Below are 22808 nucleotides of genomic sequence, written 5' to 3'. Positions count from 1 at the left end.
CTAAAGAAAAACAGATCATCGCAAAAAATCGCGAGCATTATGTCAGAAACTAGACGTGACTTGCAAGATCCGGAGTAACGAGACCCGTTGTCACTGACGGCACAAGAGGAGATAGGGGGTAATCCATATCCCTTGATACAATCGTGAAATTATCATTCACAAAGTCCATTTCTATCTCTTGATTTGGCTTTATCTCGCCCAGCAGAATCTTTTCAGAAATCCTATCCTCAACCTCGCGCTGAACCGCTCGGCGCAAGGGCCTTGCTCCCATGGTGGGTTCGTAGCCAATTTGCACCAACTGTTCTAGGGCAGCATCTGTCACAGAAAGACGCATGGTCCTATCGCGCAAACGGTCATCGAGCTTTTTGATAAAAATCTTCAGTATTTGCAGAAGCTCGTCTCTATTGAGGGGCGGGAAAACTATAACTTCATCAATACGATTGAGAAACTCCGGCTTTAAACTGCGCCTCAGTTCCTCATTAACCTTGGCCTTCATAGCCTCATAGGCCAAAAAACTACCATCACCCGACTGAAACCCGACAGGGCCTGATGCTATATCGCGACTGCCAAGGTTAGTTGTCATAACAATTATCGTATTTCTAAAATCAACCATACGGCCCTGGGCGTCACTCAGACGACCTTCTTCCAAAATCTGCAAAAGCGAGTTAAAAACATCCGGATGGGCTTTTTCAATTTCATCAAATAAAACAACGCTAAAGGGCTTGCGGCGTATTTTCTCTGTCAGTTGTCCGCCTTCTTCGAAACCAACAAATCCGGGCGGGGCTCCAAAAAGCCTGGATACAGTGTGCCGCTCTCCGTACTCTGACATGTCAAGACTTACAAGGGCGTCTTCATTATCAAACAGAAACTCGGCAAGAGCCTTGGCCAGCTCGGTTTTTCCGACACCGGTCGGGCCGGCAAAAATAAACGATCCGGAAGGTCGGTTTGGATCCTTCAATCCAGCGCGCGTTCGGCGCATCGCCCTTGACAGAGACGAAATCGCCTCGTCCTGACCAATCACACGCTGATGCAAACTTCTTTCCATCATCATCAGACGCACGGACTCGTCTTCGGTTAGTCGAAAAACGGGAACCCCAGTCGCTGACGCAAGCACTTCAGCGATCAAGCCCTCATCTACAGTGCCGGCACTTGCAATATTGCCATTCTCATAGTCACGCTTTATCTTCCGTAACTCAGCTCTTAGGGCCTTTTCTTTCCGTTTTAGCTCGCCAACTTTATCGAAATCCTGTTTTTCAACCGCCTTGTCTTTCCTGGCAACAACAGCGAGAATTTTTTTCTCGACAGCGCGCAGTTGGCTCGGATTAGACAAAACAGACAGTCTCAGCCTGGCGCCGGCCTCATCAATCAAGTCTATGGCTTTGTCTGGTAAAAACCTATCATTTATATAACGACTCGAAAGGGTAACTGCAGCATAAATTGCCTCATCGGTGATTTTCACCTTATGATGGGCCTCATAGCGATCACGCAACCCTTTCAGTATCTGGATACACATTGGTATGCTGGGCTCTGACACGTTGACGGGCTGGAAGCGCCTTTCCAGAGCAGAATCCTTTTCAATATTCTTGCGATACTCATCAAGGGTTGTTGCGCCAATTGTTTGAAGCTCACCACGGGCCAGAAGGGGTTTCAGGATAGTTGCTGCATCGATAGCACCCTCAGCAGACCCGGCCCCAACAAGGGAATGGATCTCATCTATAAAAACGATAATGTCCCCTCGTGAACGTATTTCCTTCGTAACCTTCTTGAGGCGTTCCTCAAAATCACCCCTGTACCTGCTACCAGCGATAAGAGAACCCAAATCAAGCGAGTACACTTGCTTGTTGCGCAAATTGACCGGAACATCACCATTGACTATCGCTTGAGCCAAAGCCTCGACGACAGCAGTTTTTCCAACACCGGGCTCACCGATTAGGATTGGGTTATTCTTCGTTCTGCGCGAGAGCACCTGCATCACGCGCTCTATTTCCTTCTCACGGCCAATAACTGGGTCCAGCTTGCCCTCTTTCGCGGCACGCGTGAGGTGTCGCCCGAATTGATCAAGTATCTGACTGCCTGAAATTTTTCCTGACTCAGATGGGCCAACCGAAACGGGCTCTTGTTCTCTTCCATCTTCTAAAAGGTGCATAACCCTCTGCTGAATTGCAGGCAGTTCAGCCCCCATATTCACCAGTACCTGTGCAGCGATACCCTCACCCTCATGAAGAATCCCAAGGAGTATATGCTCAGTGCCAATGTAATTGTGACCAAGCTGAAGAGCCTCGCGGAGCGAAAGCTCTAGAACCTTTTTCGCACGAGGCGTAAACGGGATATGCCCGGATGTTGCGTTCTGACCCCGACCTATTAGTTCCGCCACGCCCTCGCGCGCACGCTCAAGGGTAATATCAAGACTCTCAAGCGCCTGGGCGGCAATACCATCACCCTCGCTAATAAGGCCAAGAAGAACATGCTCGGTGCCAATGTAATTGTGGCTAAGCGTGCGCGCTTCCTCCTGCGCCAGTACTATAACCCGGCGGGCTTTATCTGTAAACCTTTCAAACATATCCTCACCCAAGGATACTAGAAAACAGCGAGAGTGAATCCTAAATTTTTCTTCAATAAGTGCCTATTGCAGGGCGGATGTAAGTCTAGCTAGATTATCTTTCAAGCGGTCCATTTTCCCGCGGTGCATCCATTCATCGAGGGTGAGCAGGGAGCTATTTGCTCGGTTTTCCTGTTCAACCGCCTGCAGTTTTGCAACAAATTCCTTGCTGTAGAGCAACAGTGACATTTCCATATTCAGATTGAAAGAGCGCATATCAAAATTGCTTGATCCAAAAACGGCAACATCATCATCAACAGTTACATATTTGCTGTGTAAGAAATTTGGTGCACGGTATAGCCAAATCTTTACGCCGCTTCTCAATAGCTGTTCGTAGTACGAACACTGAGCGTGGTAAACAATTTTTTGGTCATGGTTTTCAGATAAAAACAGTTCGACACTAACCCCCCTTTTAGTCGCCGACGCGATTGCTAAAGTCATTGCCTCGTCCGGCACGAAGTACGGTGATGTAATTGCAACCCGTTTTTGCGATGCATAAAGGAGCATTAGAAACAATTGGAGGTTATTTTCCCCCTCAAATCCAGGACCAGAAGGAACTACTTGACATAAAACGTTATTTGTACTCGGGCAACTCCTATCAACACTGTTTGATTGTGTGCGGTTTTCTGTGAAGGAATCGCCGGATGAAGTTTTTACAATTCTGTAGTCTCTCAGGAGCTGGCCTGTTTCTGCGTACCAATCAGAGACAAAAACCGCGCTTATCCCGCTTATAACGGGTCCTTCAAGGCGCAGCATCGCATCTTGCCAAAACATTTTCTTGCGACCCCTCGTGTTATAAAAAGGATCAATAATGTTTAGCGATCCAACAAATGCAATTGCATCATCAATTACAAGCAATTTTCGATGATTGCGCAGGTCAGGCCTCTGATATTTCAACTTGAAGGGCTGAATCGGAAGCATCGGATAAAATTCAATCCCATTGCGCTTAAGGCGAGACTTCATATTCAGATATCCAGGGACGCGCAAAGTTGCGATGTGATCATATAAAACCCGAACCTTTACCCCGCGGGCGGTCGCATTTTCAAGGCTTGTGAAAAAGCCCTGCGTAAATTCATCCAGCGAAAAGATGTAGAACTCAACGTGTACACTGCTTTTAGCTGAATCAATGGCAGATACCATCTGCTCCATAATCACACTTGTATCAGTAAGAATATGTACACGAGTTCCCGCAACCATCGGCATAGATCCAAGATTTCTGTTTAGTTTTACCAGAGATGGTAGCCATTGCAGATCTACATTGTCCAATACTGCATGATCTGACAGTGCATTTGCAACAAGCTGGTTTATAAGAGCCTGTTTTTCTCTTCTTGATTTTGGGAGCTTGTAGCTGCCTATTATCAAAAAAAGAAACCATCCAATAAACGGCAGAAAGAATATTGTGAGAAGCCAGGCGTTGGCAGAATTAGGACGTCTATTGCGAGGAACAACAAAAAGGCAGCCAATACGGATGACAAGGTCGGCCAATAGCAGGGCCGCCAATATAAACAAATAGGGCTTCACGACCCACCGGGTGGCAAGGTGCCCTGTTGTGAATCTCCGCGAGATCGCTTATCGGCTGAGTCGGTGCCTAATGTCTCAGGGCTTAATGTCTCAGGTGTGGGAATATCAGGAGACTTGCGCCCAAGAGCCTTGAAATGCGCCTCCCTTTCTTTACGATCCAGGCCGAGTATGAAGTGCATAACAAGCCAAAAGAGCAGCGCAAGGCAGATAGATGGAAGCAAGGCAGCCCAACCGTTCCAACCCAAGATGCAAACCCCCAAAACAGCAACCTGTAATGGACAACGACAGGCATCCGACTAAACAACTACGAGATCAACATTGTCGACTACCCGAACCCCGTGTACACGGGCAGCAAGCAGAAAAAGTGGGGTATTGAGCCCAATACAGGCCTCCGAGTGGAATGCCCGCGTAACCATTCTATCCGAAGCAATTTCGCAAAAATTTTCATCCAGAATCTGCGCATAGCCCAAATCGACACCAATTGAATTTGCTAGATCTGTTATTTTGTCGATACAATCCCGCACAGTAAGCGGACCATTATTTACAACAGAGAGTAATCCTTGGGATAATCTTTGAGCCTTTTCTCTCGCATCTACCCCTAACTTACGATTACGTGAGGAATAAGGCAGGGAAAATTTATCACGTAGAAATCCTGTAACTTCAACCCTGACAGGAAAGGCGAGTTCACGCACCATGCGCCTCACTAAAAAGGCCTGTTGGGCATCTTTTTTGCTAAAAAAAACTCGTTCAGGTGCGGTTTGTAGCAATAATTTTGCAACAATTGTGAGAATCCCATCAAAGAACCCCGGACGAATGGCGCCTTCTAGAATTCTTCCTATTGGCCCTGGGTCAATACGGATAGAGTCGAGACCGTTTGGATACATTGTTTCGACGCTAGGCGAATAAACTGCAAAAGCCTTGCCCTCTAACTTTTCTAAATCCTGTTCCAGAGTCCTGGGATAAGTATCCAAATCAAGACTGTCATCGAATTGTAGGGGGTTCACAAAAATCGATACAACAACAGGGAGATTGCATCGCCTTGCCATGTCCACAAGCCAGATATGTCCCTCATGCAAAGCCCCCATGGTGGGGACCAGCACAAATGCCCTGCCGGCCAAGCATGTCCGTAGCTCATGCGGAGAAGAAGCCAATTTGAGATTCATTGTAAGCTAAGTCTAGTTACGAAGGCTAAATTTAGCCCTATTCCAACTTGAGAGCATACAGTTTGTTTTTATTTTTTAGAGTAAACGCATGACGGCATCAAGAATTGACGCTGCAAGTCCCGAAAAATATGGAAAGCAAGACTGGGTTTCAAAACTTGCCGAGCAGGTTATACAAGAGCGTAAAGGGGATAAAAAAATTGTTGTAGCGTCTGGAATCAGCCCATCAGGGCAAATCCATTTGGGTAACCTCAGGGAGGTGATAACCGGACATTTTATTGCCGACGAAATAAGCTCGAGGGGTTTTGATTGCGAACACATACTGTCTTGGGATGACTTCGATCGTCTGAGAAAAGTACCAGCAAATATCGACAAAGGCTACGAACAATATATCGGGATGCCACTGTGTGATGTCCCGCCTCCGGCAGGAAGCAAAAAAAACAGCTGGTCGGAGCATTTTCGGGGAGATTTTGAGAAAACAATGGAAATTCTCGGAATAAAGGTAAGGCATATAAGCCAGAGTCAAATGTATCGTTCGGGTGCGTATACACACAATATTCTGCTCGCGCTCGAAAAGCGGCATGAGATTCAGAACATAATTGGCAAATACCAGAGCAAGAAGACCCAACCTGCCGAGTCACCTCGAGAGTATTACCCCTATGTTGTATATTGCACACGTTGTAAAAAAGATCTGACACAAATAGAGGATTTTGCGGGGAGTGAGCTCTCATATTCTTGCAAATGCGGGCATTCTGAAACCATTGGCATAGGGGAATTCAACAACGGAAAACTTCCCTGGAAAGTTGACTGGCCTATGCGGTGGATGTACGAATCAGTTGATTTCGAACCTGGAGGTGTTGATCACTGTTCGCCAGGATCGGCATCGCTATCAGCCAGTAGTGATATTGCAAATCAAATATTTAATTGGACCCCTCCTTTGACCGTAATGTACTCCTTCGTTGGAGTTCAGGGGCACGCAAAAATGTCTAGCTCAACGGGTAATGTTCTAACCCCCAATGATGCGCTATCGGTTATGGAGCCAACCCTTCTGCGGTGGATGTATGCCCGCAGAAAACCCAACCAATCATTCACGGTCGGGTTTGACCAGAGCCTACAAAGACTATATGACGAATGGGACAGTCTACCGAATGATCTTACGGGGTGTGAATTGGCATCCTCTTATACCCGCGCAATGTCAACAACCAATAAAAGATTCAATGCACCGGAGATTCTCATTTCTTTCAGAACACTGGTTTCGCTGATCGACATATCGGCAAGTGATGATTCCCAACTGCTAAGGATGGTGAAAAACTTACGCCCTGATATTAGGTCCCTTGCGCAACTCGAGCCAAGATTGAGCTGCGCAAGGATCTATAGTAAAAAATTCTCAAACCCAATACATGTTCTGCAAACTCCAAACAAGCAAGTTTTGCATACCGCAGCGCCCAATGTGAGGGAAATGCTGCGCATCTTCATTGATGGCTTAGATAAGAATTGGTCTATCGAGAAGCTTACGACACTCGCCTACGGAGTGCCCAAAGTCGTCTTGGGTATAGATCAGTCCTCAAAAGACGTAAGTCAAGAGGTAAAAAATTTACAGAAAGAGTTCTTTAGGACGATATACCAGTTGGTTATAGGTCAGGACAAGGGTCCGAGGCTTCCAACCTTACTGATGGCAATAGGAAAACAGAGTACACGAGCACTGCTTTGCAGCTGTGAGACATGCTAGCATTTTTGAGTCATTCGGTCGGACGTCGTAGGACCTGGCCGAATGTCTTTGGCGAGTTACCCAAGTGGCCAAAGGGATCTGACTGTAAATCAGCTGTCATTCGACTTCGGGGGTTCGAATCCCTCACTCGCCACTGGGCATAGCCGCTTTTTCGATTTAAACGACAGCTATGTTGTAGCCTAAAACACCGCCTAATGTCTAGTACCACCAGCTGCCCTGATGTGTATTCAAGACAGCTATGCAATCCACCCGGGGTGAGACACCTTGGGTGGTCAGAAAGTTACTGTAAACAGACTTATGTTTCGTGCTGAACATGCTGTATGCAATCAGCAACAACATGTTTTATATGCTCATCTGCTATCGAATAATAAACTTGCTTTCCGTGTCTTTTTGTATAAACCAAGTTATTATCCCTAAGATGGCGCAAATGCTGAGAGACAAGGGGCTGACTCATATCACAATCCACAGTTATGTCACCCACTGACTTCTCAGATTCAAGCAAAACGAACAGTATCTTGAGTCTTGACGCGGATGCAAGGCATTTGAAAAGTTTTTCTGCGCTCTGCGCGTTTTTCCTAGATAAGCCCATGCATGTCCGTAATAAAACAAATATCCTAAAGAGCAACCCCGGTTGGTTGAACAAAACCTGGTATTCTTGCCCTTGCGGTACATATTTTATTCTAGCCGTTGGGATTGTTTGCGCCCCGGTAGCTCAGTGGCAGAGCACTTCCATGGTAAGGAAGGGGTCGTCAGTTCAATCCTGACCCGGGGCTCTTTTTGATCACTCATATGGCGGGATAGCTCAGTTGGTTAGAGCACACGGCTCATAATCGTGGGGTCACGGGTTCGAATCCCGTTCCCGCTACCAGACCCTGTGACTTTAGGGTGTTTCTTCGGGCGGTAAGAAGTCTGATGGTCGTGCATTTGCATACCAATGGGGTGAGACTGCCAAATGACATCTGGCAGTCCATAGCTGCAAGAAAGATTAAAACTCACCCTTTACTTCGTATTACACATCAGATAGCCTGAAATGTGTGGCAGGGCCAGTTTTTCGTTTGAGTTTAGTATTCGGCAGCGTCGTTATTGTCGGGCTTTGTTATTTGGCCCTTTTTCTCGATGGCTCAAGCGTCGGTCAATTGATTGACGCGGTGTTCGGGGGTGGAGACGACTTCAAAGATGTAGTCCTGCGAGATTTTAGAGTTCCTCGTATCTTGCTGGCAATTCTTGTTGGGGCAGCACTCTCAGTTGCTGGCGCAATTATGCAAGTGGTTACCCGGAATCCATTGGCCGATCCGGGGCTGCTTGGAATAACTCATGGGGCATATCTTGCGATTGTCCTTGGGTTTTTGGTTGGCTATGTAACGCCTTTCTGGAATTTGCTGATCGTTCCTCTGTTGGGTGCCTCAATTGCTGCTGGGCTTGTTTATTTTATTGGGAATATTGTCACTCCGGGGCAATTGATCTTGGTCGGAGTTGCATTAACCGCGCTGATTAGCGGACTGGCACGTTCGGTGGCGTTAATAAATCAGGATATTTTTGACGTGATCCGCCACTGGGCAGTTGGGTCACTCGATTACAAAAAAATCGACACGGTGTACATATCATTTCCTCTCATCCTGGCCGGAATACTAATCGCACTTATGATGATGAGCTCACTGAATGTTTTGTCAATTGATAAAGACATATCAAAATCGCTTGGCGTTGGAAAAACTGCACTGTGGTCATATATTGCAGTTATAGCGCTTAGCGCAGGATCTACCGCGGCAGTCGGTCCGATTAGTTTCTTGGCGCTTGCAGCGGCACATATCTCCCGGGTTATATCAGGACCCAATTTGCTCAGAATTATTCCTCTTTGTTTGATAACTGGCCCGATTGTGTTACTGACTGCAGACACGCTTGGTCGGGTTCTAACACCAACCGGACTAGACGCTGGAGTGGTTGTGCCTTTCTTGGGTGCGCCCATTCTGATTTTCCTGTCAAGAAAGGTAAAAGTCTTTTGAGGATCATGCCACAGCGGGTGGCGCTGAGAACGTATTGGACAAGTTGCAATCTCGACACTCGTGCTTTGGTGGTCGGGTCTGTTTTTGCATCTCTATGCGTGGGATTACTGTTTCTATCAGTCAGCGTTGGCTATACGCAAACCAGCTTTGCGGATATGTGGAGTGCATTAACTGGCAACGGAGATATCGAATTACGGCAAACAATTCTTGAATGGAGACTTCCGCGGGTGTTATCAGCAATTTTCGTTGGATCCTCTGTTGCCCTAGCCGGAGCACTGTTTCAGTCTCTAACGAGAAACCCTCTTTGCAGTCCAGATATTATTGGATTCAATGCGGGTGCATTTGCCGGGGTAATAATAGCTGCAGAGCTTTTTGGTGGAGAAAGAACACCGTCAACACTTTCAGCGCTAGCCGGTGGGTTTATTGTTGCCATTCTTGTATATTTCCTGAGCTTGACAAGAACATTTCGCGGGTTACGTTTAGTTATAGTCGGCATTAGCCTTAACGCAATAATCTCATCGTTCAATACCTACATGAAGTCAATTATCAATGTTGAAATCAGTCAGAACATAAGCATATGGGGTGTTGGAAGCCTGAGCCTAATAACGTGGAGTGACGCACTGCTCTTATACCTGACCTTGATTGCATGCGTCAGTTTGGCCGTTATTGTTATTCCTAAAATGCGAGTTCTTGAAATGGGCGATGACAATGCCGCAAGCCTGGGCGTTTCAGCAAGAAGTACATTGACAATGATGATTGTCATTGCGGTTGTATTGACTGCGGTTTCAACGACAGTGGTTGGCCCAATCAGTTTTGTGGCCCTTACCGCTCCGCATATCGCAAAGTTTCTTGTTGGCAGTAAGGCAATTAATATTTTCCCAACTATAGCTGTTGGAGGGTTCTTATTGGCCGCATCAGATCTAATTGCAAGAACAATTATCGCACCGTCGCAATTACCAACCGGGGTCGTGACAATTGTATTTGGCGGGGCGTATCTGCTTTATCTATCTATCAGGGGAGCAAATGATTACCGTCGATAAGCTTTCGTTTTCTTACGGAAAAAACAAGGTTCTGCACGACATAAGCATAGAGATAAAACGGGGCTCTTTTATCGCAATTATTGGCGCTAATGGCTGTGGCAAATCAACTTTTTTACGCTCTATTGCCGGACTAAATAGATTTGAAGGGGATATTCTCCTTGACAAGCAGCATATTCGAAGGTTAAAGCCTAAGAATTTGGCCAAGCATATCGCTTTCCTACCTCAACAGGTTAATCTCCCGGAAGGGCTAACCATAGCGGATCTTGTGAGCAGGGGGCGATATCCCCATCAAAGCATTCTGCATAGATGGACGAAAACTGATGAAGAAGTTGTAAAAGAGTCCCTTCAAGCGGTTCAGGCCTCACATATTTCACAACGAGCCATTGAAGCCGTTTCGGGCGGACAGCGCCAGAGGGCCTTGATAGCAATGGTATTAGCTCAGCAGACTCGTATTCTCTTACTCGACGAACCAACGACGTTTCTTGATATAGCTTATCAATATGAGATTCTTGAACTTTTAGCATCTCTCAACAGAGAAAGCAAAACTATCATTTGCTCATTACACGACCTTAACCAAGCTGCAAGATATGCATCTCACCTGTTTGTGATGGGAGAAGGCCGGATCATTGCCTCGGGCGAACCAAAAAAAGTTATAACAGAAAACTTGATAGAAAATGCATTTGGCTTGAAATCAAGAATAATAGATGATCCTGAATCTAATACACCCATGATTATTCCCCGCAAATCTGAGAATTTGAAACGATTGTAACGGGGCGCGAAAACCGTCCGATATTGTTTCGCGTCTGGCCAGCAGTTATAGATCATGAATAATGCACGCGGGGGCGTTTGCCGTATCGCAAAGATTCACTTGCTGTTAGCAAAAATTAACCCTTTACTTTCTTTTGTCTAGCTACTAGCCTGGTATATGGCGAATAGGCGGATGTGTTGATTTGTAAGGATAAGTTGAAATAACAAATAGGAGGGGTATGTTCGGTAGGAAGTTACTTGGTGCGCTTGTTGCGCTCTCTCTATTGACAGGCTGTTTTGGCGGTAAAGGTGACTCTGAGTCGTCTTCTGTTTTGTCAAAAGTTGAGACGGTGTTTGGTGAAGTTACCATACCAAGACCAAAGGGTCATGATCTTAGGGTTGTAGCCCTAGGGCGGGCTGATGCTGAAGCAGCCCTTGCTGTGGGAATAAAGCCTGTTGCGGTTCTTGATGCATTCAATATCGGCGGTAAGGGTGTTGGCCCTTGGGCCGAGGGGCTGTTTGGTGATGTGAAGCCAACGGTTATGTCTTTTTCAACAGATGGATTGAACTGGGAACAAATAAAGGCATTCAAGCCGGATGTTATTTTGGATGTCCGAAGCAAAAACGATGAAAAAACTTATAAGCGGTTGAGTCAGATTGCCCCAACGGTATATGGACCAAAAAACTCCAAGGACTACCAGCCATACCAGATTCCCTGGAGGGATCAGCAAAGGCAGGTTGCCAAGGCTCTTGGGCGCGTAAAAGAGGGTGAAGAGGCTATCAAGAAAACTGAGAAAGCCATTAAAGATGCTCAGGATCCGCTCTATAGGGGATTAAAAGCTGCCCTTGTTGTGCAGAGACCCTCAGGCTACGGCGTGTTTGCGGAATCTACGAGACAGTGGGATCTTATTAGAGAATTGGGCTTTACGCTTGAGCCACGGGTGACTGAGCTCTTTGACGGGCGTCACGCCGGAAAAGATATTCCCTCGGGTAAGTTAAACCTAATTGACACGGATGTGATTGTCGTAACAGTTAAGCGCGGGATTAGAAAAGCAGCTAATCACAATGATCCTCTTATTGCTTCTCTAAAGGCCTCAAAAGAGGGAAGGATCATATACGGGTCTGATGAATTCAATCTGGCTCTTATTGCGGGTTCAGTACTCAGTATTCCTGAAGCAATAAAGTTCCTTAGCGATAAGCTGCGCGAGATTGCCAAGAAGCTTCGTAATAAGTGAACTGGCCTCAAGGTACATTGGGTGCCTTGAATACTGCGCTTTCGTGCGTGGCCTGGATTATTCCTTTGGGTGTGAGACAGGCCTTTGGGTGTGAGACAGAATCGTGTTGTTCTGAGATTGTTGGTACAGAGCAATTGAGGGGTTGTGTTCGGTAGGAAGTTACTTGGTGCGCTTGTTGCGCTCTCTCTATTGACAGGCTGTTTTGGCGGTAAAGGTGACTCTGAGTCGTCTTCTGTTTTGTCAAAAGTTGAGACGGTGTTTGGTGAAGTTACCATACCAAGACCAAAGGGTCATGATCTTAGGGTTGTAGCCCTCGGATGGTCCGATGCTGAAGCAGCCCTTGCTGTGGGAATAAAGCCTGTTGCGGTGTATGACTGGATTAGCTTTGGCAATAAGGGTGTTGGCCCTTGGGCCGAGGGGCTGTTTGGTGATGTGAAGCCAGAAGTTATCTCCCGCGGCACGGATGGATTGAACTGGGAGCAGATACATAATCTAAAACCTGATTTAATCCTGAATGTCCGCAGCAATAACGATGAAAAAACTTATAAGCGGTTGAGTCAGATTGCCCCAACGGTATATGGACCTCCGGGGACAAAGTCATGGGTGTTAAATTGGAGGGATCAGCAAAGGCAGGTTGCCAAGGCTCTTGGGCGCGTAAAAGAGGGTGAAGAGGCTATCAAGAAAACTGAGAAAGCCATTAAAGATGCTCAGGATCCGCTCTATAGGGGATTAAAAGGGGCATTTGTAGCGAAATTCGCGGAGTATGGTGTGTATCTTCCGGGTGATGGTCGCTGGGATCTTATGCAAGAGCTCGGCTTTACACTTGAGCCAAAAATAAACGAGTTACCAAAGGCGGGTTTCTATGCCAAAATACCAACTGACAAACTAAGCTGGGTAGATACTGATGTGCTAATTGTTATCAGCATCGGAACTGACGATATAACCAAAGATGCTTTACTGAGTTCTCTGAAAGCGGCAAAAGAGGGAAGGGTTATATACGCCAACAAAGACTTAGCCAATGTCCTGAGCGCATCAAGCGCACTCAGCATTCGTGAGGCCATCAAGCGCATTAGCGATAAGCTGCGCGAGATTGCCAAGAAGCTTCGTAATAAGTGAACTGCTAATCCAGTTACTTGTGCGATTTGTGTGCACATGTATTACGACTTCAGGGGTTCGACTTCTGGGGTACAAAATGTTTAAGAGGTTTTTATAAACAGAGGTGTCGCTATAAAGCACATTGTTAATGCCCACATTGTTAACGCCCATAATGACCGAGTGACATGCAACAGATATAACGGCATTTTGGCCCTCAGGTAAAACATAGTCAAATGCTAAATAGTCAAACAGTCAAGTTCACAGAAAAGCGCTCTATAGAGGTACGAGACAGGCGTACGGAACAAGACGGTATCACAAGACAGTATCAGGGCATCATATCATCCTGGGGCATTGCCTCTTTTACGAAGGGCTTCCACGGGAAGAAATGTAATACATTTCTTCCCGTGGAACTACCTTTTTACGTGTTTTACCTGAGAGACTGCCGAGATATATTTCGTGCGCATCAAGCTTGCGCCAACCGCTAACACCCGTGAAGTTCACACCCCTGCTACCCAATAGGTCTGATATATCAGAGTCAGTATCTGGCTTCCACCAGGCAGTTTTATCCTGCCGCATACTGACTATTGTCTCGATGGCATCACTCTTTGTATGACCAATCAGTCCAACAGGGCCCCGCTTTATCCAGCCCGTTACGTAACATCCCCTAAGTGGCTTACCCTCGATAATTACCCTGCCGCGGTCATTTGGAATAATGCCACTAATATCATCAAAAGGTAAGTCGGAAAGGGGTGAGCCATAATATCCAATTGCCGTATAAAGCGCATCAAGCTCTACCACCTCATGACGCGTGTCACTATCACGCGGGGGCGCAACACAATCGCAAGCATCTATCGTGGGGCGCAGCTGTTGGTACTCAAGTCCAGAAACGCAATTATCCCGAACAACAACCCGCTTGGGAACCGAGTAAAAGTGAAAGTGCAATCGCCTGGTTGAGGATGTACCGGAGCGAGCCCTCCATGAGGAAAAGACACGATCGATTATGATCATTTGCTTGACCAGGCGATCAGGCTTTACCTGAAAATCATCTTCATTAAGAACAATATCCACACCGTTTACTTCGCCGAGTTCTCTGAGTTCGAGGGGGGTAAACTTTACGTCAAAAGGCCCACGACGGCCAAATATGTGTACGTCAGACAATGCAGAACTCTTCAAATCTTCATAGACATTGTCGGGTATTTCGGTTGTTTCTAGTTCTTCAGGCTGTTTTACTAGAATTCGCGCAATATCCAGCGCAACATTGCCGTTACCGATTATGCCAACTGATTTTGCTGACAAAGGCCATGTCCGTGGGTAATCCGGATGCCCGTCATACCAGGCAACAAAGTCAGCCGCAGAAAAGCTATTCCTGGCATCAATTCCCGGAATATCGAGTCTAGCCCCACGGAGGGCGCCTGTTGCAAAAATAACTGCATTGTACCGTTGTTTTATATCCTCTAAAGAAAGATGTTGCCCGAAATGCACACCGCAAAAAAGGCGCATACGGGGTGTCTCTAACATGTCACTGAGGGTGCTTACAACACTCTTTATCCTCGGATGATCAGGTGCAACACCATACCTTACAAGGCCATAAGGCGCTGGTAATGCCTCAAAAACATCAACGCGCTCAACGGATTCATCGGCAAGAAGAAGATTGGCAGAATATATCCCCGCTGGACCTGCACCTACTACCGCAATCCTCGCCAAAACCCTTACCTCTATTCTCTAAAACTCACGAGAAACAACCGTTTCGACAAACGCCAAAAGTGCATCACGAGGGGCACATTCAGGAAGTTTTTTCAACGCATGTTTGGCCTTATCTCCCCACGTTCTCGCGATTTCCAGAGTGCGTGCGGTCACATCATGCTTACGCAAATGCGCCAAAACCGCGTTCATCTCTGACGAATAATCATCACTCCCACATGCGCCGCTATGCCGCCGCACGCGCTCTATTTCCTCAAGCAAAACCGCAGAGTCTCTGTCATCTTTCGCGGCGTTACTCAAAAGCAGAATCGGCAAACTCATGACACCAGCGCGTATGTCACTCCCAGGGGTCTTGCCGGATTTACCCGAAAGATCGATCACATCGTCAACAAGCTGGAAAGCAACCCCTATGCTCTCTCCAAAATCCCTCAGGGGTTCAAGAGTTGATGGGCTGGCATCACCTAAAATCGCCCCAACCTGAGCGGATGCGGCGATTAAAGAACCTGTCTTTCCTCTCGAAACTTCTATATAAGCCTCAAGAGGGTCAAGACTGTCAGAAATACCCAAAGTTTCACTGAGCTGACCCGATATCATCCTCTGAAATGCCTCAGTTTGCACCGCAATTGCACGCTTATCAAGGTTAAGACCGAGCACACCTGCCTTGGCGAATAAAAAATCACCCGCAAGAATAGCCGCAGACTTACCCCATAGACGATGTGCGGTGATCGATCCATGACGAATATACGCATTATCCATAACATCGTCGTGATACAAAGAGCCCAGGTGTATTAACTCAATCCCCGCGGCAGCACGTATAACAGCATCATTAATGCCAGAACCCATACAAGATGTGAGCAAAACTAAAAGCGGACGGGCGCGCTTGCCGCCACTGACAAGCAAATGGCTTACTATTTCATGACAATCACCAACGGTTTCTAGCAGAAGATCTTCAACCCTATCGAGAGCGGGAGAAATATCATCACTCAGACTGCCAGATGGATCAAGAATATCGGACAGAAAAATACCTGACACAAGCATGTACGGGTTTGCTACTCCGGACCACGCAGCGCCCTATGCAAGGCAACTGCCCCAAAGCTTAACCTTTTCCAGGATGTATTCTGAAAACCACACTGTTCAAGCATAAACGCAAGCTCGTCAACCTCGTACCAATCCTCGATTGATTCTGTAAGATATTCGTATGCAGCAGGATCGCTCGAGATAAGTTTTGCAAGTCTGGGCAAGACATACCTGAGATACAACCTGTAGAACGGGGCAACAAACCTTCTGGGATGACTGAACTCGCACACTACAAGCCGCCCACCGGGCTTCAAGACGCGTGCAGCATCGCATAAGAATCCCTGAATATTGGACACATTTCTGAGACAAAATACCATTAGAATAGCGTCGAAGCTCTTATCAGGGAACGGCAGATCGCCATTGGTGAGACGCCACGTGATGTTTTGAAACCTTTTACATCGATTGCGTGCAATTTGGAGCATGCGGGGAGATATATCAATTCCTGTGACGGCAGCACCGGTCCTGGCAACTGTTCGGGTGCTCGCGCCAGTACCAGCACCGACATCAAGCACCTCTTCCCCGGCAGTTACCCCAAGCATCTTACAAGCAGCCCGACGCCAGTGGGCATCCTGTAAGAATGACAAGACAAGATTTGTTCTATCGTAGGCTTGGGCAACCCTATTGAACATTTTTCTAATCTCTGCCGTGTGTTTGCCGTGAATTACCATATCAATGTGAATGTTAGTCCCCAAAGCGAAGAAAGTATAGTCCCAGGTGCAAAAACTTTACACATCGGTTTATTTTCTAAATAACAAAATACTTGAACCGAGTTACGACGAGGGTTACCATGCTTCCAATTGAAGTTGAAATAACAAGAATTGGAAATATGGATCGTAGCGACTTCAAGCGACAGTATATTCGCAAAGTATTGTCTTGGGATTTCGTATATTGTACACACAGCACGATGATGAGAACACAGGGCCGCGTGCTAAAAATAAATCTCGATTCCTATTCCGCCGAGGCTAGATTTGAGGCAGCCGAGTCGCTGATAAATGAAATACATACAAAGATACAGTACACGAGCGAAAATCTCAATCCGATTGGCCTTATCGTGCTATTCGGATTTACATTTTCGCCATATTCTGCCAGGCCGAGTTTTCTTGCAATACCAGAGCAAATGTTTTTTTGGAGCGACGGGGTTGCCTGGAAAATAGATGCAACGATTTGTCATAACCTCTCGGAGCCCTCTCGAATTTTCAAATGGCCAAAGAGTATTAGCTTTAAAATGGGAGATTTTAGACAAGAGGATTATAAACATGCCATTACCAATGTGGTAAACAAACTTTTAAATGCAGATATATCAAAGGTAGTTTTGGCGCGGGACATTATCGCAGAAATACATGATGATTTTGACCCTGAAGCACACGCAATCGACCTTGATGAGGCGATACAGAGACTTATGAATACGGCAAACGGCACGGTGTTTGTATTTGATGGACTATTCGGCGCTTCACCCGAGGTTCTGCTGAGAACAGATGGTAACTCTGGTTTTGAGGTCTCCATTCTTGCAGGCAGCATGTCTGCCAATCACCCCAAACATGTAATACATAATTGTGCGGCAAGCCCCCCTTACAAGGCTCTCGATGAGACATATCTCGATGAAAAGCTAAGGCTTGAACATTCCTTTGCGCTTAACCCAACCTTGGAGCGACTTAGCACACTCATGAACACAGCGCCAACGGTGAATTCCTACAAAATCAGGAGATTTACACACATAACCCATGTAGCGAGCTTTATATCCGGCACATTTAAGCCAAATATCTCCCCCTTGCGCGCATTGAGTCATATTCATCCAACAGGAGCAATTGCTGGAGAGCCCAGAGAAAGAGCGCTGGAAATAATCAAAGAGATAGAGCCATTTGACCGCGAGCTATACGGCGGGGCAATAGGGTGGATTGGGCAAGATAGCTCATGTGAGTTCACATTACCCATTCGATGTGCGCAGCTAAACAGGGGGCATATAAAAGCTTTTGCCGGGTGTGGAATAGTGAAGTCAAGCATCCCGCAAAAAGAACTTGAAGAAAGCACATTAAAGTTCAAAACAATTATTGACGCAATATCCTAGCGGTTTCGACTTGCTCGAATTTTCACACTCAGAATAATTGGGGATCCTGTAAAGCTGTGTTGTGAGCGTATGGACTTTTGCAAGAATCGCCGGTAGGTTGGTTCAAGAAAACCTGTTGTAAACAGTGTAAAAGTCGGTGGGGCAACCCCTGTCTGGCTGGCAAATAAGATTCTTGGCCTCCTGCCACCCCTGGTCGGATGGGGCTGCTCACGCGTAATGCGTTGTAAAAAATGATTCACGCGAGCAGTGTTCAGACGCGTGTTCCAGTTTGTCAAGGCGGTTTGAAGCGCTGTGGCCAACTGTTTTACGCCCCGGCCCGTTCTTGCGGAAATATTCACCCGGGGTGCCCAGGCAAAGCGGAAAAAAGTGTTATCTATTTCACGTTCAAGCCAATAACGTCGCTCTTCATCCAGCAAATCCCATTTATTTATGGCAATTACCAGGGCTCGGCCGCTTTCAACAACCATTTCTGCTATACGCACATCCTGTTCAGTAATTGCGTGACTCGCATCAAGCAACAATAAAGCAATTTCAGTACGCCGTAAAACGGTTGTTGCACGGAGATAAGCATAGAAATCTGCGCCTTTTTGTGATTTGAACTTTCTTCTAAGACCTGCAGTATCGACAAAGAGCCATGATTTATCCCCTATAACCGCCAAAGCATCAAGCGGATCACGTGTCGTCCCAGCGAGATCATCAACAATTGCTCTTCTTGAATTCGTCAGTTGGTTTATTAAGCTCGATTTTCCAACATTTGGCCGGCCAATTAGCGCTACCCGTGGTGCACCTGAACAAAAACTTGGCGTATGGACTTGGGCAGACTGCATGACTATATCCATAAGATCTGCAACTCCCCGGCCATGCGTCGCGCTACAGGCATACGGCTGACCTAATCCGAGAGACCAAAATTGCGCCACATCTGAGTCACTGCTGGCATTATCAGCTTTATTTGCAACAAGAAAGATTGGCTTATTCTGTCGTTGTAGATTCCGGGCGATAACTGCATCAGTGCTAACCGGGCCATGCTGAACATCAACCACAAAAATGATTATGTCCGCAATACTCATGCCAATTTCTGCCTGAGCCACGACCTCAGCATCAAGGCCCTCGGCATCACACTCCCAGCCGCCGGTATCAACAAGAGTAAATGGTCTGCCTGCCCAAAATGCCGGGTAAACAACACGATCTCTTGTAACGCCCGGACGATTCTCCACTACAGCCTCTCTGCGCCCGAGGATGCAGTTTACAAGGGCTGATTTTCCAACATTTGGCCGGCCAACAATCACAACTGTTGCTCCAAGTTCCCCAGAAGCCGCAAGCACATCGGCATTCTCTCCAACCCATTTATCTGAGACAAACGGCATTCCAGCTTGTTCAATCACTTCAAGCACTCGGGCAACCGATTCCGAGAAAGTCAGATCGCTCGTGTCCAGAGTAATTCTGGAGCTGTCATCTGACAGAAAGTCAGTCACTGCGTTGTCTGCCTCATCTCTTTGACGTAAAGCTTCCAGTACGGAATTTGGAGGTTCGGAAGACAGCTGTTCGGAGCGCCGAGCTGCTCGTTTAACCAGCGAGGCTGTCAAGAATATTTTCACCCTTGCATTTGGTGCTATCACAGTTGTTGCATCGCGCCCCTCAAGGACAATGGCCGGATAAATACTTTCAGAACATAGCTTTCTAAAATACTCGTTGAGGCGCACTCGTACACTTTTGTTGCGCGCCACAGCGGCAGTTTTTGAGGTTATTTCCGGGTTGTTTAGCTCAGAGGCAATATTCCTCGATGATGCGGATATACCTGATGACCCAAAAAACGGACTATCATCAATATGCACGTTAAACCCGCTATTGTACGGATCAAGATCATTACGCACGGACGAAATGAAGCTATCCAACTGACTATCAAGGTCTTTAGTCTGATCTAGCAGAAACGCAAAGGCACGGTAATAGCTTCCGGTTGGCAGAAAACCATACCCTAAATATTGAGCAACGGCCCGACCAACAGAACTTTTTCCGCTGCCGGCAGGACCATCGATTGCAACTATACTAGTAAAGTCCACTTATCTTCCAAAGTGTCCATCAATCGACACCTGTCCTTGTTTGATACCGATAGCTTTACAACCCCGAGGTTATTTGCATGTTCAAAATGCAAATCTTCCAAGTTAATACCTTGGGTGTTTATAGCGCCTAAAACCTTTGATAGCTCACCGGGCTTGTCTGGAATAAGCACTTCTAGCTGTGAATAATCCAAATTCTTGCCCGGTTTTTTTGGAATGCGGGCCTGTTGGGCCTGAGCCTCAGCAAGCTGAGAGAACAGATCCGTGCGATACGCAGGATTATCGAGCTTCTCAAGTGTGTGGAGCATTCTCTTCAAAAGTCCAGAAAAAACCCCTAGACTTTGTAAGATTTCACGACGATTTGAGAAAATGATCTGGGTCCACAATTCTGGATTGCTTGCAGCAAGACGTGTCATATCCTTTATACCCGAACCACATATTGCAACTGTGCCTTGATCTGTATTTGCAAGTGACAGGGCTATGAGGCTTGAGAGTATATGTGGCACATGCGATACTGCCGCAACTGACCGATCATGCCTGTCTCTATGCATGAAGACAGGAAAGGCTCCTAGAAGGTTTATACAATGCAAGAGATTTTTCCCCAAAGACCATTCCGCTTCATCTTCGGTGTTCCGTGTTAGGTAATTCTTTTGATGAACAGAATTCTCACCATTCATCTGGTCATTGCCGTCACCGCAAACAAACGAATGGCACACAATCCACGGCCACCCTGAGAATAAATCGGCAGAGGCGCCCTGAATGCCACCTATCTCTCTTCCAGCCATTGGATGACTCTGTATGTAAAATACTCGCTTTGCAGGGTGTGTTTTACGCAATACCTCACGGTATATTCTGGTCTTAACGCTTGATACATCCACTACGCAAGTTTCGGGAAATCTATCCAGAGAGCTCACAACTTCGGCGGCGGTCACATCGGGAGGTGTGCATACAAACACCAAATCCGGATTCTGATTTGGCGGGCCAATCGAAATATCCCCAAGTTTTGAGAGGCGCTGAGCAGCTGGCGAAATGTCACTTGCACTGACCTTCAGTCCTGCACGGGAAAGACCTAGCGCGATACTGCCACCAATCAGTCCAGCACCAATGATATGAACGTACACCGATTAAAGTGTACGACCTACACAGCTACGCTATGCAGATAATAATAAGAGCGAATCAATGCAGAGAAGACAATTAGCTTGGTAAGGTAAAAACACCACGATGTACAAGTTCGTGCGTGAGGTCGCGATAATTTTTCGATGCTTGATGATTTGGGGCGAAAACGGTAACCGGCATGCCAGCGATACTGGAGTCTGGAAATTTTATTGTCCTATTTATAACAGTTGTTAGCAGTAACCCGGGAAAGGCCTTTTTCACACTCTCTAAGACCTCTCTGGCATGCAAAGTTCTCATATCGAACATAGTTGCAATAATTCCGTCAACCTTTAGCGCAGTATTTAATCGATCTTGGATTTTGCGAACTGTTTCGAGTAATAGAGCCAATCCTCGCATGGCGAAATACTCACACTCAAGGGGAATAAGTAAACCATGACTTGCAGTAAGTGCATTTATGGTAAGAAGACCGAGTGAGGGCTGGCAGTCGATTAGTATCACATCATAATCGGAGGAGAATGACTCAAGCTCTTTGGCAAGTATTTGCTCTCTGGCAACTTCCGATACAAGATAGACTTCAGCTGCAGACAAGTCTATATTTGCTGGCAGGACATCAACGCCTTTGAGGGAGGTTTGTATCAATACAGCATTGCGATTACGGCCGAGCAGAAGATCGTATACCGTGTATTCAAAATTGGAAATTCCGAAGCCAGCAGTTAGGGCACCCTGTGGATCTAGGTCGACCGTTAAAACTCTCATTCCGCGTTCGGCCAAGCATGCAGCAAGATTTATGGTTGTTGTTGTTTTACCAACTCCACCCTTTTGGTTACAGACAGCAACCGTCCTAGCGGATTTTTTAGTCATATTCAGAAATCCAAGCCATCCCTATCAACCGGAGTAATAAGATCACCGGATTCATCGTCATCGTATTCCCCACCTGTGGCAATTTGGTCCGACCGTGCGGTGAATGCAAGCGCCCCCGGGCCTGGGGAGGGGTATAGCTCTAGAACATTCAGATCACCATCAGCGGTCTTGTTAACCGCAGCAATCCAAAACCAACCCGTGTATCCACATGTCAAATTAACATAACGCATTTCATAAACGCCATTAGATATTGGAACACACTCAACAAATTCACCTACTGACCCACAAGAATCACTTATGAGATCCTTTATGCGCTCTCTTTGCGAGTCAGTTAGCATCAAGACCGTCTGCAACCTGGCGGAGCATAGCCGCAAGAACCTTAGCGCGTTCGGCTTTTGGGTAACGGCCACGCTTAAAACTTTCGCCCGCTTCATCAAGAATTTTCATTAGATCCTCGATTATAACTGCCATGTCATCAGTTGACCTAACACCACGGCGGGGTGGTTTTCTTAGAACTCTTAGAGATAAGACCTGAGAGCCCTTCTTTCCCAGAGCTGCCCCGTAATCAACACGGGTGCCGGGCGAAAGGTCGGAGACGCCATCCGGTAAAGCTTTAGCCGGCAAAAAAACAGACTCGCCATCGTCGGACACAACAAACCCAAAGCCACGTTCTTTGTTATAAAAACGAACCGTCCCCAAAGGCATATTTACCCCTTAAACCTGTAACCATTTTACTCTTACAAAGAGCCTATCCTGAAGTTTTCCGCATGCTCAGTATGTACAAAATGTCAGGATAGATAGGACTGCC

General features: G+C 46.6%; 20 protein-coding genes and 3 tRNA genes. 10 read left to right on the top strand and 13 right to left on the bottom strand.

From position 1 onward, the window contains the following. Positions 1-49: 49 nt before the first annotated feature. The 4 genes from TWT_RS00365 to TWT_RS00350 all read right to left on the bottom strand — a co-directional run bounded on the left by TWT_RS00365 (position 50) and on the right by TWT_RS00350 (position 5283). Positions 50-2560, bottom strand: coding sequence for an ATP-dependent Clp protease ATP-binding subunit (locus tag TWT_RS00365; RefSeq protein ID WP_038103521.1), 2511 nt, complete (start codon positions 2558-2560; stop codon positions 50-52). A 63-nt stretch (positions 2561-2623) separates the two neighbouring features. Beyond that, positions 2624-4120: a cardiolipin synthase gene (cls, locus tag TWT_RS00360; protein WP_011102318.1), complete on the bottom strand. Its 1497-nt coding sequence runs from the start codon at positions 4118-4120 to the stop codon at positions 2624-2626. Beyond that, the gene (locus tag TWT_RS00355; RefSeq protein ID WP_166806540.1) at positions 4117-4341 is read right to left on the bottom strand and encodes a hypothetical protein; all 225 of its coding nucleotides are present in this window, start codon (positions 4339-4341) and stop codon (positions 4117-4119) included. Before TWT_RS00355 ends, cls begins: the two co-directional genes overlap by 4 nt. A 75-nt stretch (positions 4342-4416) precedes the next feature. Further along, a complete protein-coding gene (locus TWT_RS00350; RefSeq protein ID WP_011096041.1) occupies positions 4417-5283 on the bottom strand; it encodes a pantoate--beta-alanine ligase in 867 nt (288 codons plus the stop codon). Between the two features lie 88 nt (positions 5284-5371). Here TWT_RS00350 and lysS point away from each other — a divergent pair, with 88 nt between their 5' ends. Together lysS and TWT_RS00340 are read left to right on the top strand one after the other, a co-directional pair. Then, positions 5372-7009, top strand: coding sequence for a lysine--tRNA ligase (lysS, locus tag TWT_RS00345; protein ID WP_011096040.1), 1638 nt, complete (start codon positions 5372-5374; stop codon positions 7007-7009). A 50-nt stretch (positions 7010-7059) separates the two neighbouring features. Then, a tRNA-Tyr gene (locus TWT_RS00340) sits at positions 7060-7142 on the top strand. Between the two features lie 162 nt (positions 7143-7304). Here TWT_RS00340 and TWT_RS00335 read toward each other — a convergent pair. After that, complete coding sequence (locus tag TWT_RS00335; protein WP_230453665.1) at positions 7305-7634, bottom strand: ArsR/SmtB family transcription factor; 330 nt, start codon at positions 7632-7634, stop codon at positions 7305-7307. 76 nt (positions 7635-7710) lie between these two features. Between TWT_RS00335 and TWT_RS00330 the strand changes: the two genes are divergently transcribed. From TWT_RS00330 to TWT_RS00300, 7 genes are all read left to right on the top strand, one after another. After that, positions 7711-7782, top strand: a tRNA-Thr gene (locus TWT_RS00330). 18 nt (positions 7783-7800) lie between these two features. Next, a tRNA-Met gene (locus tag TWT_RS00325) sits at positions 7801-7877 on the top strand. A 187-nt stretch (positions 7878-8064) separates the two neighbouring features. Continuing rightward, positions 8065-9009, top strand: a complete 945-nt coding sequence (locus tag TWT_RS00320; RefSeq protein ID WP_237696848.1) for a FecCD family ABC transporter permease — start codon at positions 8065-8067, stop codon at positions 9007-9009. A gap of 68 nt (positions 9010-9077) precedes the next feature. Further along, positions 9078-10049, top strand: a complete 972-nt coding sequence (locus tag TWT_RS00315; RefSeq protein ID WP_196218335.1) for a FecCD family ABC transporter permease — start codon at positions 9078-9080, stop codon at positions 10047-10049. Beyond that, a complete protein-coding gene (locus TWT_RS00310; RefSeq protein ID WP_011096036.1) occupies positions 10033-10818 on the top strand; it encodes an ABC transporter ATP-binding protein in 786 nt (261 codons plus the stop codon). Before TWT_RS00315 ends, TWT_RS00310 begins: the two co-directional genes overlap by 17 nt. Before the next feature lie 217 nt (positions 10819-11035). After that, on the top strand, positions 11036-12031 hold the full coding sequence (locus tag TWT_RS00305) for an ABC transporter substrate-binding protein (RefSeq protein ID WP_011096035.1): 996 nt from the start codon (positions 11036-11038) through the stop codon (positions 12029-12031). 144 nt (positions 12032-12175) lie between these two features. After that, on the top strand, positions 12176-13147 hold the full coding sequence (locus TWT_RS00300; protein ID WP_011096034.1) for an iron-siderophore ABC transporter substrate-binding protein: 972 nt from the start codon (positions 12176-12178) through the stop codon (positions 13145-13147). A gap of 339 nt (positions 13148-13486) precedes the next feature. On the opposite strand, the gene TWT_RS00295 is transcribed toward TWT_RS00300, so the two are convergent. From TWT_RS00295 to TWT_RS00285, 3 genes are read right to left on the bottom strand one after another with little or no spacing between them, the layout of a single operon-like run. Next, positions 13487-14830 carry an FAD-dependent oxidoreductase gene (locus TWT_RS00295; protein WP_011096033.1) on the bottom strand — a complete coding sequence of 448 codons (1344 nt, stop codon included), beginning with the start codon at positions 14828-14830 and terminating at the stop codon, positions 13487-13489. A gap of 18 nt (positions 14831-14848) precedes the next feature. Then, positions 14849-15865: a polyprenyl synthetase family protein gene (locus TWT_RS00290; protein ID WP_011102314.1), complete on the bottom strand. Its 1017-nt coding sequence runs from the start codon at positions 15863-15865 to the stop codon at positions 14849-14851. An 11-nt stretch (positions 15866-15876) separates the two neighbouring features. Beyond that, complete coding sequence (locus TWT_RS00285) at positions 15877-16572, bottom strand: ubiquinone/menaquinone biosynthesis methyltransferase (RefSeq protein WP_230440403.1); 696 nt, start codon at positions 16570-16572, stop codon at positions 15877-15879. Positions 16573-16691: 119 nt separating this feature from the next. Between TWT_RS00285 and TWT_RS00280 the strand changes: the two genes are divergently transcribed. After that, a complete protein-coding gene (locus tag TWT_RS00280) occupies positions 16692-17969 on the top strand; it encodes a chorismate-binding protein (protein WP_011096030.1) in 1278 nt (425 codons plus the stop codon). Here the strand turns inward: TWT_RS00280 and der are convergent. The 5 genes from der to TWT_RS00255 all read right to left on the bottom strand — a co-directional run bounded on the left by der (position 17966) and on the right by TWT_RS00255 (position 22705). Further along, on the bottom strand, positions 17966-20026 hold the full coding sequence (gene der / locus TWT_RS00275) for a bifunctional cytidylate kinase/GTPase Der (RefSeq protein ID WP_011096029.1): 2061 nt from the start codon (positions 20024-20026) through the stop codon (positions 17966-17968). The two genes, TWT_RS00280 and der, sit on opposite strands and share 4 nt — an antisense overlap. Further along, on the bottom strand, positions 20008-21144 hold the full coding sequence (locus tag TWT_RS00270) for a prephenate dehydrogenase (RefSeq protein ID WP_011102312.1): 1137 nt from the start codon (positions 21142-21144) through the stop codon (positions 20008-20010). Before TWT_RS00270 ends, der begins: the two co-directional genes overlap by 19 nt. Positions 21145-21217: 73 nt before the next feature. Then, on the bottom strand, positions 21218-22000 hold the full coding sequence (locus TWT_RS00265) for a ParA family protein (protein WP_011096027.1): 783 nt from the start codon (positions 21998-22000) through the stop codon (positions 21218-21220). A 2-nt stretch (positions 22001-22002) separates the two neighbouring features. Continuing rightward, positions 22003-22338, bottom strand: a complete 336-nt coding sequence (locus TWT_RS00260) for a hypothetical protein (protein WP_033799851.1) — start codon at positions 22336-22338, stop codon at positions 22003-22005. Beyond that, the gene (locus TWT_RS00255; RefSeq protein WP_011096025.1) at positions 22328-22705 is read right to left on the bottom strand and encodes a cold-shock protein; all 378 of its coding nucleotides are present in this window, start codon (positions 22703-22705) and stop codon (positions 22328-22330) included. The genes TWT_RS00260 and TWT_RS00255 overlap by 11 nt, the downstream gene beginning before the upstream one ends. Between the last annotated feature and the right edge of the window lie 103 nt (positions 22706-22808).

This window comes from Tropheryma whipplei str. Twist (assembly GCF_000007485.1).
GTDB lineage: Bacteria > Actinomycetota > Actinomycetes > Actinomycetales > Microbacteriaceae > Tropheryma > Tropheryma whipplei.
Note: the sequence above shows the minus strand (reverse complement) of the source record. Positions and strands in the feature narration are given on the sequence as shown.

Bases quoted from the DNA above. Each gene is read 5' to 3' on its own strand.
- TWT_RS00285 (WP_230440403.1), bottom strand. From the start codon at position 16,572: ATGGTAATTCACGGCAAACACACGGCAGAGATTAGAAAAATGTTCAAT.
- TWT_RS00365 (WP_038103521.1), bottom strand. From the start codon at position 2,560: ATGTTTGAAAGGTTTACAGATAAAGCCCGCCGGGTTATAGTACTGGCG.
- TWT_RS00290 (WP_011102314.1), bottom strand. From the start codon at position 15,865: ATGCTTGTGTCAGGTATTTTTCTGTCCGATATTCTTGATCCATCTGGC.
- TWT_RS00255 (WP_011096025.1), bottom strand. From the start codon at position 22,705: ATGCCTTTGGGGACGGTTCGTTTTTATAACAAAGAACGTGGCTTTGGG.
- TWT_RS00310 (WP_011096036.1), top strand. From the start codon at position 10,033: ATGATTACCGTCGATAAGCTTTCGTTTTCTTACGGAAAAAACAAGGTT.
- TWT_RS00280 (WP_011096030.1), top strand. From the start codon at position 16,692: ATGCTTCCAATTGAAGTTGAAATAACAAGAATTGGAAATATGGATCGT.
- lysS (WP_011096040.1), top strand. From the start codon at position 5,372: ATGACGGCATCAAGAATTGACGCTGCAAGTCCCGAAAAATATGGAAAG.
- TWT_RS00350 (WP_011096041.1), bottom strand. From the start codon at position 5,283: ATGAATCTCAAATTGGCTTCTTCTCCGCATGAGCTACGGACATGCTTG.
- TWT_RS00305 (WP_011096035.1), top strand. From the start codon at position 11,036: ATGTTCGGTAGGAAGTTACTTGGTGCGCTTGTTGCGCTCTCTCTATTG.
- TWT_RS00265 (WP_011096027.1), bottom strand. From the start codon at position 22,000: ATGACTAAAAAATCCGCTAGGACGGTTGCTGTCTGTAACCAAAAGGGT.
- TWT_RS00260 (WP_033799851.1), bottom strand. From the start codon at position 22,338: ATGCTAACTGACTCGCAAAGAGAGCGCATAAAGGATCTCATAAGTGAT.